This window comes from Pseudomonas sp. LAMO17WK12:I5 (assembly GCF_900215165.1).
Classification (GTDB): Bacteria; Pseudomonadota; Gammaproteobacteria; order Pseudomonadales; family Pseudomonadaceae; genus Aquipseudomonas; species Aquipseudomonas putida_A.
The window spans coordinates 103,040-118,137 of record NZ_OBDS01000006.1 but is presented as its reverse complement, the minus strand read 5'-3'; the positions used below and the strand labels follow the sequence as shown (position 1 = coordinate 118,137).

The window sequence follows — 15,098 nt, the reverse complement described above, 5'->3', positions numbered from 1 at the left end:
AGCAATTGCCGAAAACAGTGCACATCCGTACACTGCGCCACCTTTTGTCCCGGTGGGGCCTGAAAATGCTGTTTGTGTTTCGTATGTTATTGATGGGCCTGCACTTTATTCTGGCCGGCGTGTTGGGGGTGATCCTCGGGATGTGCCGGCCGTTCAATCCGGACAACAGCCGACTGTGCGCCCGCCTCTACGCGCTTCCGGCCATGTGCATTCTGCGCTTGCGGGTAAAAGCCGACGTCGGCCCGTTGATGAACAAGCCAGACAGTTGCGTGATTGTCGCCAACCATCAGTCCAACTACGACCTGTTCGTGTTCGGCAACGTGGTGCCCCGGCGGACCGTTTGCATCGGCAAGAAAAGCCTGAAATGGGTGCCGCTGTTCGGGCAACTGTTCTGGCTCGCGGGCAACGTGTTGATTGATCGTGGCAACGCGCACAAGGCGCGCAAGTCGATGCTCACCACCACCCACACCTTGCAGCACGAAGACACGTCGATCTGGGTATTCCCGGAAGGCACGCGCAACCTCGGTGAAGAACTGCTGCCGTTCAAGAAAGGCGCGTTCCAGATGGCGATCGCCGCCGGTGTGCCGATCGTGCCGGTGTGCGTCAGCAGCTACATCAAGCACATGCGCCTGAACCGCTGGCGCAGCGGGAAAATTCTCATACGCTCGCTGCCGGCGATTCCTACAGCCGGGCTGACCATGGATGACATGCCCATGCTCATGTCCCAATGCCGCGAGCAGATGCGCGAATGCATCGCCGCGATGGATCAGCAGCTGCAGGCTGCGTAAAAAAACCCGCCTTGTGCGGGTTTTCTTTTGCCGGGTGAACTGTACAGATTTCACTGACTCTCAAGCAGCGACACAGCTAAGCTGAAGCCTTGTATTCCCTGCCATCTGCCAAGAAGAAGTGAACCACTACCATGGGTCGAGTTGTTGCTGCTGCGGTTTACAGCGCCGGTAAGAAAGTCACCAATATCACGCTTGACGAAGGTGCCGCCTGGGCCGCAAAAACCGGACATTTTGTCTGGATCGGCCTGGAAGAGCCGGACGCTCAGGAGCTGGCCAATCTGCAGCGCCAGTTCAACCTGCACGAACTGGCCATTGAAGACGCCCTGGAAAAACACAGCCGGCCGAAGCTGGAAACCTTTGGTGACGCCTTGTTTATCGTCACCTACTCGCCGATCCGCGAACATGGGATCTTGCAGTTCATCGAAACACACATCTTCGCCGGCAAGGGCTACATCATCACCGCCCGCAACGGCCACTCGGCGTCCTACGCGCATGTCCGCCAACGTTGTGAGGCGCGGCCGCTGTTGCTGGAGCACGGCGAAGATTTCGTCCTGTATGCGCTGCTGGATTTCGTCATCGAAAACTACCAGCCGGTGGGCGAAGCGATTCATGCCGAGATCGATGAACTGGAGCGCAACGTGCTGTGCAGTGCGTTGAACGAGCATGACATTCAGAAACTTCACGGTCTGCGCCGCGACGTGTTGCGCCTGCGCCGCTATGCAGCGCCGATGGTGGAGATTGGCGAGGAGCTGCAGAAGCTGAGCTTCCCGTTCATCGACAAGAACATGCGCCCGTACTTCCGCGATGTGCAGATCCATGTCACGCGGCAGATGGAAGACCTGACCACCCTGGCCGACATCGCCAGCCAGACCATCGAAATCGGTGTGCTGCTCGAGGCGTCACGGCAGAGCGTGGTGCAACGCAAGTTTGCCGCGTGGGCGGCGATTCTGGCGTTCCCGACCGCGGTCGCGGGGATTTACGGGATGAACTTCCAGAACATGCCGGAGCTGAGCTGGCACTACGGCTATTTCGCCGTGTTGGGGTTTATTACGGTGGGGTGTGTGAGTTTGTGGGCGAGTTTCAAGAGGTCGGGGTGGTTATAGGGAAGCAAAAGCAAAAGATCGCAGCCTGCGGCAGCTCCTACAGGGTGTACACCACCCCGATGCAGGAGCTGCCGCAGGCTGCGATCTTTTGATCTGCTATCAAGCAGCCTCAGGCTTGTGCGCCACAAACCGCATCATCCATTCCGCCACCGTGGTGCCATGGTGCTCCTGCTCGAGGCTGGCCACGCCTTTCGAGTAGATCTGCGAACCCAGCGCTTCCTGGCGCAGATCCAGCAGCGCCCGCGAATAGTCGTGAATGAATTCCGGGTGCCCCTGGAAGCACAGCACCTGATCGTTGATGTGGTACGCGGCAAACGGGCAGAAATCGCTGGAAGCGATGACCGTGGCGTTTTCCGGCAGCGCAGTGACCTGATCCTGGTGGCTGATCAGCAGCGTCAGCTCTTCTCGCACCGGGCTCATCCACGGCGCCTTGGCCGCCAGTTTGTAGTTGTGGGTGCCGACGCCCCAGCCTTGGCTGGCGCGCTCGCTCTTGCCACCTAGCAGCAGCGCCAGCAATTGATGGCCGAAGCACACGCCGAGCAGCTTGTCGCCACGCTCGTAGCGGGTCAGCAGGTATTGCTTGAGGGTCTGGATCCACGGGTCGGTGCCGAACGAATCGGCCTTGCTGCCGGTGATCAGGTACGCATCGAAGGTCAGGTCGTCGCTTGGGTATTCGCCCTGCATCACGTTGTACACGGTGAACTCGGCGGCAATCGGTTGCTGCGAGAACAGGCGCTGAAACATCTGCCCGTAACCCTGATATTGATCGACCAGTTCCGGACGCAGGATGTCGGTTTCCAGAATGCAGATGCGTAGCGACATAAAAAATACCTGACACGTGATGGGAATAATGAACACCCCAGAGCCTGCCTTGAAACACCCCGGCAAGGCAAGCCCCGCAGCGTTCAGCCGATCACTTAAACAGCTCGCCTTTCGCGGCTTTTTCCAGCAACAGCGCCGGTGGCGCAAAGCGCTCGCCGTACTGCTCGGCCAGATACTGCGCGCGTGCGACGAAGTCCTGCACCCCGTACTGATTAATGAACTGCAAGGCGCCGCCGGTCCAAGGCGCAAATCCGATGCCGAAGATCGAGCCGACGTTGGCATCCGCCGTCGAGGTGAGCACGCCCTCCTCCACGCAGCGCACGGTTTCCAGGGCCTGCACGAACAGCAGACGATCACGCACATCCTTCGGCGAAATCTGCCCGTCGGCCTGCTCGAAGCGCGTCTTCAACTCCGGCCACAGATGTTTCTGACCACCCGCCGGGTAATCGTAGAAACCACCGCCAGCGGCTTTGCCCGGGCGCTTGTATTCGTTGAGCAGCAAGTCAATCACAGCGAACGCCGGATGATCTGTCAGCGGTTTCCCTTCCGCTTGCAGGTCTTTGGCCGTTTGCTGACGGATATGGCTCATCAGGCTGAGGGAAACTTCGTCGGAGATCGCCAGCGGTCCCACCGGCATCCCGGCCTTGCGCGCTTCGGTCTCGATCATCGGCGCGCTCACGCCTTCGCCGAGCATGGCGATGCCTTCATTGGTGAAGGTGCCAAACACCCGTGAGGTAAAGAAGCCGCGACTGTCGTTGACCACGATCGGGGTTTTCTTGATCTGCAGAACAAAGTCGAAACCCCGGGCCAGGGTTTCAGCACTGGTTTGCGCACCTTTTATGATCTCCACCAGCGGCATTTTGTCCACCGGGCTGAAGAAATGCAGGCCGATGAACTTGCTTTGATCCGGCACCGCCGTTGCCAGACCGGTGATCGGCAGGGTCGACGTGTTGGAGGCGATTACCGCATCAAGGCCGACAATTTTTTGCGCTGCCGACGAGACCTTGGCCTTGAGTTCGCGATCCTCGAACACCGCCTCGATGATCAGATCACAACCCGCCAGATCCGCATCATTTTCAGTGATGTGAATTCGCGCCAGCACCGCTTCGCGCTTTTCGACCGTCATCTGGCCACGGGAGACTTTCTTGTCCAGCAGCGCCGCCGAATGGGCCTTGCCCTTCTCGGCCGCCGCCAGGTTGATGTCCTTGAGCACCACATCGATGCCAGCCGAGGCACTGACGAAGGCGATCCCGGCGCCCATCATGCCCGCACCGAGCACACCGACCTTGCGCGTGACATATGGCGCAAAACCCTGCGGCCGCGAACTGCCGGCGTTGATCTCGTTGAGCTGGAACCAGAAGGTGCCGATCAGGTTTTTCGAGATCTGCCCGGTGGTCAGTTCGGTGAAATAGCGGGTTTCGATCAGGTGCGCGGTGTCGAAATCAACCTGCGCGCCTTCCACCGCCGCACACAGAATCTTCTCTGGCGCCGGCAGCGTGCCCTGAGTCTTGCTGCGCAGGATCGACGGCGCTATCGCCAGCATCTGCGCGACTTTCGGATTCGACGGTGTGCCGCCGGGGATCTGATAACCCTTCACGTCCCAACGCTGCACCGCGCCCGGGTTGGCGACAATCCAGGCGCGCGCCTTGGCCAGCAACTCGTCACGATCCGCCGCCAGTTCATCGATCAGACCGGCCTGCAATGCCTGTTGCGGGCGCAACTTTTTGCCTTCGAGCAAGTACGGCAAGGCTTTTTCGATGCCGAGCATACGCACCATGCGCACCACCCCGCCGCCGCCCGGTAGCAGGCCCAGTGTCACCTCCGGCAGACCGAGTTGCACCGCCGCATCGTCCAGCGCCACCCGGTGATGACAGGCCAGACAGATTTCCCAGCCACCGCCGAGCGCGGCGCCGTTGATCGCCGCGACCACCGGTTTGCCGAGGGTTTCCAGGGTGCGCAACTGCCCCTTGAGGCTCAGCACCATGTCATAGAACGCTTTGGCCTCGGGTTTGCCGACCTTGATCAGCTCATTGAGGTCGCCGCCGGCAAAGAAGGTTTTCTTCGCCGAGGTGATGATCACCCCGGCGATGCTGTCTTTTTCCGCCACCAGCCGCGCAACGCAGGCGCCCATGGCATCGCGGTACACGGCGTTCATGGTGTTGGCGCTCTGGCCCGGCATGTCGATGGTCAACACGACGATGGCGTCCTGGCCTTTTTCGTAACGAATGGCTTCGCTCATAACAAGGTTTCCTTGAATTCGGGGCTCAGAGGCGTTCGATGATGGTGGCAATGCCCATGCCGCCGCCGACGCACAGCGTCGCCAGGCCGTAGCGCAGGCGCCGGGTTTCCAGTTCATCGAGCAAGGTGCCGAGGATCGCGCAACCGGTCGCGCCCAGCGGGTGGCCCATGGCGATCGAGCCGCCGTTGACGTTGACTTTGTCCGGGTCCACCGCCATGTCCTTGATGAACTTGAGCACCACCGAGGCAAATGCCTCATTGACCTCGAACAGGTCGATGTCTTCCACGCGCAAACCCGCCTTGGCCAAGGCCTTGCGGGTGGCCGGTGCCGGGCCGGTGAGCATGATGGTCGGGTCAGTGCTGGTGACCGCCGTGGCGACGATCCGGGCCCGTGGTTGCAGGCCGAGCGCACGACCCTTGGCTTCGGAGCCGATCAACATCAGCGCCGCACCGTCAACGATCCCGGAGCTGTTGCCCGGCGTATGCACGTGGTTGATCCGCTCGACGTGGCTGTAGACCCGCAGCGCGGTGGCATCAAACCCCATCTGGCCGATCATTTCGAAACTTGGCTTGAGTTTGCCGAGGCCTTCCATCGTCGACTCGGCGCGAATGAATTCGTCGTGATCGAGCAGGATGATGCCGTTCTGATCCTGCACCGGCACCAGCGACTTGTTGAACGAGCCGTCGGCCCGCGCCCGTGCGGCTTTTTGCTGCGAGTGCAACGCGTAGGCATCGACATCCTCACGGCTGAAGCCCTCAAGGGTGGCGATCAGGTCCGCACCAACGCCCTGTGGGGTGAAGTGGCTGTGCAGATTGGTTTGCGGATCCAGTGCCCAGGCGCCGCCGTCACTGCCCATCGGCACCCGCGACATCGACTCGACGCCACCGACCACTACCAGATCCTCGAAGCCCGAGCGCACTTTCATCGCGCCGAGGTTGACCGCTTCCAGACCCGAGGCGCAAAAACGGTTGATCTGCACGCCGGCCACGCTAACGTCCCAATCCGCCACCTGCACCGCAGTCTTGGCAATGTCCGAGCCCTGATCGCCAATCGGCGTGACGCAGCCGAGCACGACGTCATCGACCTGGCTGGTGTCCAGCGCAGTGCGGCTTTGCAGCGCGGTCAACAACCCGGCGACCAGATTCACCGGTTTGACGCTGTGCAGCGCGCCATCGGCCTTGCCTTTGCCGCGGGGCGTGCGTAACGCATCGAAAATCAAAGCTTGGGTCATGACGTCCTCGAACCTGTGCGGTGAGTGAATTTCGTAGTGTCACTGTTGTCCCGAGCGCGCATGGATTCAATGACCACAGCGCTCAATGACGTTGACGTGCACGCTCAGACGGACGGTCATCCACCCTCAGGTGAACCGGTTCAGGTCAGCGAGTTGTCTAGCAAGCGGGCGGCGAAGAAGCTGGCAATAAGCCTCATGCCGTTTTTATCGCAAACGGCAGCAAATACATATGAAATGGATCTAAGCCAAGCGTGACGCGGGCTCTAAGGTAGTAAATGTACGTCAGGGTCGTCGGGTTTTGCCGGGGCCGACGTTCTTCAACAGGAAGTGCAGCGTTTGCCGTCATGGATATGCAGGCAGACATCAGGAAATAACAATAAAGGCGGTCAAGCCATGTTCAAACAACCGAAAGTTCGTCAAGCAGGACTCATTCTTTTCGCCACCACGCTGCTGTTGATTTTGCCCAATCTGACCAAGGTGATTGGCTGACTCAAGCGGCAGGCGTCCGTTATCGCCAGACAAAATGTGACTGGCCCGCTACCCGGGCCAGCGTGGCTGTGCGAACCTTTGCGCACTTCCACGACAGGGACGGCGATCATTTGAAAACGCTCATTGTGTTCTGGGCCTTGCTGCTGAGCATGCCCTTGTCTGCGGCGCAGCTCACGCTGGAGCTGGGCGCGAACAGTCGCACCTGGCAGACCGAAGAGTTGCTCAAGCATCCGCAAGCACAAACTCTGACCATCAAGAACGATGTGTCCTACAAGAAAGACATGACGTATCGAGCCGTGCCCGTGGCGGCGCTGCTCACCGGGATCAAACCGGCCGATCACCTGCAAGCGGTGGCACTGGACGGGTTTGCCGCCGAACTGGCCGCTGCGCCGTTGCTCAACAGCAAAGGCGCGCAGGCCTGGCTGGCGATCGAGGACCCGACGCAGCCGTGGCCGCCGCTGTCCGAGGGTAAACACAGCGCCGGGCCGTTCTATCTGGTGTGGACTGACCCGCAAGCCGGCAACATCAGCCCTGAGCAATGGCCGTTCCAAGTGGCGAGCATCAAGCGCATGGCGCCGGTGGCCGAGCGCTTCCCGGCGCTGTTGCCGGATCCCAAGCTGAAAGCGGATGACCCGGTGAATCAGGGTTTTGCGCTGTTCCAGAAGAACTGCCTGGCCTGCCACCGGTTGAACGGTGCGGGGGATGCGCAGTTCGGGCCGGATCTGAATATTCCGTACAACCCGACCGAGTATTTCGGCGCGGATTTTCTCAAGCGCTACATTCGCGATCCGCAGAGTTTGCGCCAGTGGCCTCAGGCGAAGATGCCGGGGTTTTCGGCAGAGGTGTTGCCGGAGAGGGATTTGCAGTTGTTGATCGGCTATTTGCAACACATGGCTGGGCGCAAGGTTAAGCCCTGATGCAACTCCCCATGTGGGAGCGAGCCTGCTCGCGAAAGCGGAGTTTCAGACACCACATTGCTGACTGATAAACCGCTTTCGCGAGCAGGCTCGCTCCTACAGGGTTTTGTGTGAAGCAAATTACTGTTGTTGCACGGAGATAACCGGCGTCGGCGACACGAACACCTTCGCATGCATCTGCTCACAACCACCGCCCCGGCGCATGCCGCGCACCGGGCAGGCATCCAGATAATCCAGGCCCACCGCCAGTTTCAGATGGCGCTCCGGGCGGGCCAATTGGTTGGTCACATCAAAGCTGTACCAGGCGTCATCCAGCCACGCTTCGGCCCAGGCGTGACTGGCCAGGTGCTCGGCGTCCTCGCTGTACAGATAACCCGACACATAACGCGACGGAATCCCCAGGCTGCGTGCACAAGCGAGAAACGCATGGGTGTGATCCTGACAAACCCCGGCGCGCCCGGCAAAGGCTTCGGCGGCGCTGGTGTCGACTTCAGTCGAACCCGGCGTGTAGCTGATGTGCTGGTTCAAACCATGCATCAGGTCGATCAGCGCAGTGCGATCGCGCCGCTGTTTGCAGGATTTGTCGGCAAACGCCCGTAGCGCTTCGTCGGCCTCGGTCAGCCGGGTGAAACGCAGGAACGGCAGCGCCGACTGGCTCTCATGCTCAGCCTCGCGCAATTCGTCGATATCGACCTGGCCACGGGCGCCGATAATGATCGCTTCGTGCGGCTCGTCCATGGTCAGCACATGCAGGATGTTGCCGAACGGATCGAGCTGGGCGCGCACCGGACGCGGCAGGTCGAGCTGCCAGCTCAACACGTGCTGACGCTCGCTGTCGTGCGGGGTCAGGCGCAGATACTGGATGCTCGCCCGCACCTGATCTTCATAGTGATAGGTGGTCTCGTGGCTTATGGAAAGTCTCATGCAGCCTCCAGGTATGAACTGTGAATCGCGTTGCCCAACTGGCGCACCAGCGGGATGAATTCGGTGAGCCAGGCGTGCAGGCCTTCGGCGAGGATTTCGTTGATACCGGTGTAGCGCAGACGCGCGTCCATTTCGGCAGCAAGGCGTTGTGCCGGACGGCCATTGGCGCCGGGCAACTGGGCGAGGATCTGGTCGATTTCCTCGGTGCAGGCGCGCAGTGAGCGCGGCACATCGGCGCGCAACAGCAGCAGCTCGGCGACATGCCGGGCGCCGGGGGCGTCGCGGTAGATCTCGGTGTAGGCCTCGAACGATGACAGCGCTCGCAACAGTGCACTCCACTGGTAATAGGCGTGCGCCGTACCGTCACTGACAGCCTCGGCCTGATCGCCGGCCATTTCATAGCGCGCATCGAGCAGGCGCAGCGTGTTGTCCGCACGCTCGATGAACGTCCCCAGACGAATGAAGCGGAACGCATCGTTGCGCATGATCGTGCCGTAGGACGCGCCACGGAACAGGTGCGAGCGCTCCTTGATCCACTCGCAGAAACGGCTCATGCCGTAACGGCTGAGGCCCTGTTCGGCAATGCCGCGAATTTCCAGCCAGGTAGCGTTGATGTTCTCCCACATGTCCGCGGTGATGCGCCCGCGCACCGCATGCGCACTGGCCCGCGCCGCGCCGAGGCAGCTGTAGATGCTCGCCGGGTTGGCCGCGTCCAGGGCGAAGAAGTGCAGCAGGCGTTCGGCATGCAGTTCGCCGTGACGCTCCAGGTAATCGTCGAGGGTGCCGGTGATCAACAGCGGCATGGCCAATTCGTGCAAACCGTCGCCGCGACCGTCCTGCGGCATCAGCGACAGCGAATAGCTGATATCGAGCATCCGTGCGAGGTTTTCCGCCCGCTCCAGGTAACGCGACATCCAGTACAGATCCGAGGCAGTTCTACTTAACATGGCAAGCTTCCTTCAATCCTCGACCACCCAGGTGTCCTTGGTTCCGCCGCCCTGGGAGGAGTTCACCACCAGGGAGCCTTCACGCAGGGCGACACGGGTCAAACCGCCGGGCACGACCCGGGTTTCGCGGCCAGACAATACAAACGGACGCAGGTCGATATGACGCGGCGCAATGCCGTTTTCGACAAAGGTCGGACAGGTCGACAGCGACAGCGTCGGCTGCGCAATGTACGCGTGGGGCTTGGCCTTGATCCGCTCACGGAACGCATCGATCTGCGCCGTGGTTGACGCCGGCCCCACCAGCATTCCGTAACCGCCGGAGCCCTGGGTCTCCTTGACCACCAGATCCGGAAGATTGGCCAGCACGTGGGAAAGTTCCGAGGGGTTGCGGCACTGCCAGGTCGGCACGTTCTTCAGGATCGGTTCTTCATCGAGGTAGAAACGGATCATCTCGGTGACAAACGGGTACACCGATTTGTCATCCGCCACGCCGGTGCCAATAGCATTGGCCAGCACCACGTTGCCCGAGCGATAGGACGAGAGCAGCCCCGGCACACCGAGCATCGAGTCGGGGTTGAATGCCAGCGGATCGAGGAACGCGTCGTCGAGACGGCGGTAGATCACGTCCACCGCTTTCGGCCCGTCGGTGGTGCGCATGTACACCTTGTCGTCACGCACGAACAGGTCGGCGCCCTCCACCAGTTCAACGCCCATTTCCCGCGCCAGGAAAGCGTGTTCGAAGAACGCACTGTTGAAGCGCCCCGGCGTCAGCACCACCACGCTCGGGTCGTCAATCGGGCTGGAGCTCTTCAGGGTGTCGAGCAACAGATTCGGGTAGTGGTCGATGGGCGCGATGCGCTGGGCGGCGAACAGCTCCGGGAACAGACGCATCATCATTTTGCGATCTTCGAGCATGTAGCTGACGCCGCTCGGAGTACGCAGGTTGTCTTCGAGCACGTAGTAAGTGCCATCGCCGTCGCGCACGAGGTCGACGCCGGAGATGTGCGAATAGATGTCGCGGTGCAGATCCAGGCCCTGCATCGCCAACTGGTACTGCTCGTTGGCCAGCACCTGTTCGGCGGGGATGATCCCGGCCTTGATGATGCGCTGCTCGTGATAGAGGTCGGCGAGGAACATGTTCAACGCCTTGACCCGCTGGATGCAGCCACGCTCGACGATCCGCCACTCGCTGGCGGGAATGCTGCGCGGAATGGTGTCGAACGGAATCAGGCGCTCGGTACCCTGCTCGTCGCCATAGAGCGTGAACGTGATCCCGGCCCGGTGGAACAGCAGATCGGCCTCGCGTCGCCGTTGTGCCAGCAACTCGTCAGGCGTGTCGGCCAGCCAGCGGGCGAACTCCCGGTAATGCGGGCGGACCTGGCCGCCGGCATCGTACATTTCATCAAAATAGGTGCGGATCATGCCGTACTCCTTGTCACCCGGACCTACAGGCCTTCGCAAGGCCCGTGCCATCGGCATAAACGCTTTGATTTCAATCGGTTGGATAATCACGCCGCGAGCACCGCACCATTCCTGTGCGGCAATGGCCCCAACCGGATTGCTCCCGCTTCATTGCGACGCATTGCATCGCCTATCACCAGCATAGTCAGAGTTGATTTCACCGCTCGCACCGAGCTGCGGATAATCGGCGCATTCGCTGAAAACTTCCCCGGTGAAGGTTTCAGCTCCACTGACCCGGACTGCCCGCGCAGTCCCCGCAGGCCGTAACCCTGACCGGTTTCCTCTCCTTATCGGTCTTCCCTTTAGCCACCCTCTCCGGTGGCTTTTTTTTGCCCGGGATTCTTGTTTCAGGGTTTTGCCACGGGCTATCCGGCGGCCAGAAACGACAACGGCCAACCCGAAGGTCAGCCGTTGCTCAATACCTGAAACCAGAGATCAGTTCAGACGATGGCGGTTACGCACCTCCTGCTTGACGCCCCAGCCCTCGATGATGCCGCCCAGCGGCTCGACCACGGCAGAGAAGCCCTGCTCGAAATCGCCAATGTCGTCATAGGTTGCGTACATCACTTTGCTCAGTTCCAGCGACCAGGCGCCATCGTCGCGCGCACTGACCTGGGCATTGATGGATTCACCACGAAATTTGCCTGCCGCCCTGCGCGCCCGCTCCTCGTCCGGGAAAATGGCGTAGAACTCGATCGGATGGAACCGGGAAAAGTCGAAACCGCCTTCTTTCATGCGGCGCAGAACATTGCTGCTGATGTCTTCTTGATAGGCTGTGCTCATGAATCGTCCCCCTCGGATAGATGGATAGACTTTCCGTATTCCCGCCCCGGGCCTTACAGGCCAAAGTACTTCGGCAACGTGGTTGCACGCGGGAAACAAGCATGTAGCTGACAAGACCAGACCTTAGCGATTGTTTCGCTGATCTCGCTTGCAGAGTAGCCCCAAGATAGAGCTGCTGCCAAGGCCTGGTGCTTCAAGTGACAGGAAGAATTTCAGATTGGCGTGATACTGCGGATTTCGATGCTGTTCTGGGTTTTCAGGCTTTTCACGCCAGCATCGGTGGTGCGCCCTTCAAGATCGTTCATATCCAGTTCGGCGGCCACCGGCAGGAGCCGTTCCTTGATCAGGCGTGCAGCCTCGTCGTCGCTGGGGCATTCCGCGCGCTCGAACACCTCATCGACAATTTCACCATGATCGTCCACGAAAGTGACTTTCCACTTTTGCATCGGTGCCTCCTCGATCAAACCCGCAAATGGGCTTACTACCATCTCGACTTTTGGCGAGATTGATCGTTCAAAAGGATTGCAGCGGACCAACATGAAAAAAAATTAACCGATGGGGAAACAGGCTTGTGTGGCGAGGGGATTCATCCCCGATGGGCGCGAAGCGTCCCTGAATTCGGCGAACGCATAGTGTCAGTTCCAACGCGTCTGCCGATTTTACGACTGCTGCGCAGCCGGTCGGTGATAAATCCCCTCACCACAGGGGATCTATCACCGATCCGGGAATAGTGCGTCAGTCGTTGCTTGGCTTGTTGATCGCCTGCAGCACGTACTGCGGCAGCGCGAATGCGCCGATGTGGATTTCCGGGTTGTAATAGCGGGTGACGATGCCGCTGCCGATGAACCGCTGTTGCAGGGTTTCACGGCTCAGCTTGCGGTAGGCCGGGTTGGTCGAGCCCCAGGCGAAGGTCATCGAACCGCCGATGTAGGTCGGCACCGCTGCCTGATAGAAGTGCCAGTCCGGGAACAGGCTGCGCAGGCGACCGGCAGTGGTTTTGACTTCATCGATCTGCATGAACGGCGTGCCGTTCTGGGTCACGAGGATCCCGCCTTCGTTCAGGCAACGGTGGCAGGCCTGATAGAAGTTCTCCGAGAACAGCACTTCGCCCGGGCCGATCGGGTCGGTGGAGTCAGAGATGATCACGTCGAATTTTTCCGTGGTGGTGGCGACGAAACGCATGCCGTCGTCGATCACCAGGTTCAGCCTTGGATCGTCGTAGGCACCCTTGGAGTGGTTCGGCAGGAATTCCTTGCACATGTCGACCACGGTGCCGTCGATCTCGACCATGGTGATGTGCTCGACGCCGGCGTGCTTGGTCACTTCGCGCAGCATGCCGCCGTCGCCGCCGCCGATGATCAGCACGCGCTTGGCAGTGCCGTGGGCGAGGATCGGCACGTGGGTGAGCATTTCGTGGTAGATGAATTCATCGGCTTCGGTGGTCTGGATCACGCCGTCCAGCGCCATCACCCGGCCCATGCGCGGGTTCTGGAAAATCACCAGGTGCTGGTGTTCGGTGCGCACTTCGTGCAGCAGTTTTTCCATGCGAAAACGCTGGCCGTAGCCTTCGTAGAGGGTTTCCAGGTACTCGCTGGTTTTGGTGACGGTCATGGTCAAGTGCTCCGATGAATGCGCGGGCGCCAATCGTGGGGGACGATTTCCCGGGAAAGGCGCGCATTCTACGTTGCCGAAGATGACAGGTCGAACCTTCCTCCGACAGAGCACACTCTGGAGGTATCGCAAGACCAATGTGGGAGCGGGCTTGCTCGCGAAAGCGGAGTGTCATTCAACCTGTGTTTCGACTGAACAATCGCCTTCGCGAGCAAGCCCGCTCCCACAGGGGATCAGCGTGTTTTCGGGAAAGCGTCAGACCCGCACATTGCCCCGTGGCCCGGCGATCGCCCAGATGATCAGGCCCAGTACTGGCAGGAGGATGATCAGCAGAACCCAGAGGATTTTCATCCCGGTCTCGGCGCCGCTTTTCAGTACGTTGATGATCGCCCAGATATCGAGGGCAAGAATGATCAGACCAATCAGACCGTTGAACGTGGAACCCATGGTGTCGCTCCAGAATAGTGGCATGCACTTTTAGGATAGACGGTCGCGCGCAGGGTTCCCTTTTATTGCGTTCAGACGTGAACGGCGACTTTCAGCGCTTCCAGCGAAGGCGCGGCAGCGATGCCGACTTCGGCGCACAGCTCCAGCACCCGTGGCACGTCGTTGCCGTAGACCAGCACCACTTGCAGCTCATCATCGAGCAGTTGGCTGAAGTTCATCAGCGTGTAACCGCCGTTTTCCTTGTTCAGGCTGCTCATCTGCACCTGGATGCGGTTGAGCGCAGTCAGCGCTTCGGTCTTGGCCAGTTGCTTGGGCTTGAGATTGAAATCGACGCCCGGGCCGAACGAGGCGACGATCTGCGCGAACAGGTCAGCGTAGGTATCAGCCTGGAACAGCACGGTTTCCGGCAGGCTGCCGACCACCACCCACTCGCCCAGCGGGATCGGGAAGGTGTCGTCGTAGTTGATGTCCGGGTTGGCTGCCAGAAAGGCGTCGGCATCAGCGTAGGCCTGCGCCGCTTCGTCCGCCACATTCAGGATCTCGTCCTCGCCCATGCAGCCGGAGCTGATTTTGCTGATGAGTTCGACGAGTGCGGCTTTCATGAGGGCGGATCCTGTGGAAGGTTGAATTTGAGGGCGCGGAGGATAGCGCACAAAGCAAAAGATCGCAGCCTGCGGCAGCTCCTACAAGTTCCGCGCCCATTTGGCGAACGAATGTGAGACCTGTAGGAGCTGCCGCAGGCTGCGATCTTTTGACCTTATCAGGCCAGCAGTTTTTCCAGCTGTGCCGTGGTATCGACCGCGCCCATGGTGCGGGCCGCGTCCAGCGCGGTGATGCCGTTGGCATCCTTGGCTTGCGGATCGGCGCCCTTGCTGATCAGGTATTCAACGATTTCAACACGGTTGAACATCGCCGCCATCATCAACGCGGTGCGGCCGTCGAAGGACGAACCTTCGATCTCGGCGCCCGCTTCCACCAGCGCCTTGACCACCGCCAGATCGCCCTTGAACGCGGCGCCGGCAATCGGGCTCTGGCCGTTGCCGTTACGCATTTCCGGGTCGGCCTTGTGCTTGAGCAGTACCTGGACCGCGTCAACGTGGCCGTAATAACTGGCGAGCATCAGCAGCGTGTCGCCCTTGCTGTTTTTCAGGTTCACCGGCAAACCGGCGCTGATCAGCCGATCAAGCATCAGCGCATCACCCTCGCGCGCCTTGTTGAAAACCTGCTCGGTGAATTCGGCAGCTTCTTCAGGGGTCATCTGGCGGCTCTGGTCAGACATAGGGCAACTCCACTTTCGGTTATTCGCAAAGCCGACAGTTTCCCGAGCGCGACGATA

Annotated in this window: 16 protein-coding genes; 4 read left to right on the top strand and 12 right to left on the bottom strand. The window is 60.4% G+C overall.

All coding sequences use genetic code 11. The annotated features are described in order from the left end of the window. Window positions 1-65 precede the first annotated feature (65 nt). Entirely contained in the window at window positions 66-788 is a 723-nt protein-coding gene (locus CRO59_RS12085) for a 1-acylglycerol-3-phosphate O-acyltransferase (protein ID WP_097087581.1), read from the top strand. A 131-nt stretch (window positions 789-919) separates the two neighbouring features. Continuing rightward, window positions 920-1,891: a magnesium and cobalt transport protein CorA gene (locus CRO59_RS12080; RefSeq protein ID WP_027613314.1), complete on the top strand. Its 972-nt coding sequence runs from the start codon at window positions 920-922 to the stop codon at window positions 1,889-1,891. Window positions 1,892-1,990: 99 nt separating this feature from the next. On the opposite strand, the gene CRO59_RS12075 is transcribed toward CRO59_RS12080, so the two are convergent. The 3 genes from CRO59_RS12075 to CRO59_RS12065 form a co-directional block, all read right to left on the bottom strand. Continuing rightward, entirely contained in the window at window positions 1,991-2,713 is a 723-nt protein-coding gene (locus tag CRO59_RS12075) for an amidotransferase (protein ID WP_095139972.1), read from the bottom strand. A 91-nt stretch (window positions 2,714-2,804) separates the two neighbouring features. Next, the gene (locus tag CRO59_RS12070) at window positions 2,805-4,952 is read right to left on the bottom strand and encodes a 3-hydroxyacyl-CoA dehydrogenase NAD-binding domain-containing protein (RefSeq protein WP_097087579.1); all 2,148 of its coding nucleotides are present in this window, start codon (window positions 4,950-4,952) and stop codon (window positions 2,805-2,807) included. 25 nt (window positions 4,953-4,977) lie between these two features. Further along, window positions 4,978-6,183, bottom strand: a complete 1,206-nt coding sequence (locus tag CRO59_RS12065) for an acetyl-CoA C-acetyltransferase (protein ID WP_027613317.1) — start codon at window positions 6,181-6,183, stop codon at window positions 4,978-4,980. A gap of 60 nt (window positions 6,184-6,243) precedes the next feature. Between CRO59_RS12065 and CRO59_RS12060 the strand changes: the two genes are divergently transcribed. Together CRO59_RS12060 and CRO59_RS12055 are read left to right on the top strand one after the other, a co-directional pair. Beyond that, the gene (locus tag CRO59_RS12060; RefSeq protein ID WP_143503299.1) at window positions 6,244-6,438 is read left to right on the top strand and encodes a hypothetical protein; all 195 of its coding nucleotides are present in this window, start codon (window positions 6,244-6,246) and stop codon (window positions 6,436-6,438) included. A gap of 383 nt (window positions 6,439-6,821) precedes the next feature. After that, window positions 6,822-7,589, top strand: a complete 768-nt coding sequence (locus CRO59_RS12055; RefSeq protein ID WP_096797033.1) for a cytochrome c — start codon at window positions 6,822-6,824, stop codon at window positions 7,587-7,589. Between the two features lie 120 nt (window positions 7,590-7,709). On the opposite strand, the gene CRO59_RS12050 is transcribed toward CRO59_RS12055, so the two are convergent. From CRO59_RS12050 to CRO59_RS12010, 9 genes are all read right to left on the bottom strand, one after another. Then, entirely contained in the window at window positions 7,710-8,513 is an 804-nt protein-coding gene (locus tag CRO59_RS12050) for a transglutaminase family protein (RefSeq protein ID WP_027613320.1), read from the bottom strand. After that, window positions 8,510-9,460 carry an alpha-E domain-containing protein gene (locus CRO59_RS12045; protein ID WP_027613321.1) on the bottom strand — a complete coding sequence of 317 codons (951 nt, stop codon included), beginning with the start codon at window positions 9,458-9,460 and terminating at the stop codon, window positions 8,510-8,512. The genes CRO59_RS12050 and CRO59_RS12045 overlap by 4 nt, the downstream gene beginning before the upstream one ends. 12 nt (window positions 9,461-9,472) lie before the next feature. Continuing rightward, window positions 9,473-10,882: a circularly permuted type 2 ATP-grasp protein gene (locus CRO59_RS12040; protein WP_027613322.1), complete on the bottom strand. Its 1,410-nt coding sequence runs from the start codon at window positions 10,880-10,882 to the stop codon at window positions 9,473-9,475. Window positions 10,883-11,356: 474 nt separating this feature from the next. Then, on the bottom strand, window positions 11,357-11,704 hold the full coding sequence (locus tag CRO59_RS12035; protein WP_007960698.1) for a ribonuclease E inhibitor RraB: 348 nt from the start codon (window positions 11,702-11,704) through the stop codon (window positions 11,357-11,359). A gap of 212 nt (window positions 11,705-11,916) precedes the next feature. Beyond that, complete coding sequence (locus tag CRO59_RS12030) at window positions 11,917-12,150, bottom strand: hypothetical protein (protein ID WP_027613323.1); 234 nt, start codon at window positions 12,148-12,150, stop codon at window positions 11,917-11,919. A gap of 289 nt (window positions 12,151-12,439) precedes the next feature. Continuing rightward, window positions 12,440-13,315, bottom strand: a complete 876-nt coding sequence (speE, locus tag CRO59_RS12025; RefSeq protein ID WP_003223223.1) for a polyamine aminopropyltransferase — start codon at window positions 13,313-13,315, stop codon at window positions 12,440-12,442. A gap of 255 nt (window positions 13,316-13,570) precedes the next feature. Next, a complete protein-coding gene (locus CRO59_RS12020; protein WP_007960694.1) occupies window positions 13,571-13,762 on the bottom strand; it encodes a PLDc N-terminal domain-containing protein in 192 nt (63 codons plus the stop codon). A 71-nt stretch (window positions 13,763-13,833) separates the two neighbouring features. Then, window positions 13,834-14,364, bottom strand: a complete 531-nt coding sequence (locus CRO59_RS12015; protein ID WP_027613324.1) for a hypothetical protein — start codon at window positions 14,362-14,364, stop codon at window positions 13,834-13,836. Window positions 14,365-14,522: 158 nt separating this feature from the next. After that, window positions 14,523-15,041: an ankyrin repeat domain-containing protein gene (locus CRO59_RS12010; RefSeq protein ID WP_097087576.1), complete on the bottom strand. Its 519-nt coding sequence runs from the start codon at window positions 15,039-15,041 to the stop codon at window positions 14,523-14,525. Between the last annotated feature and the right edge of the window lie 57 nt (window positions 15,042-15,098).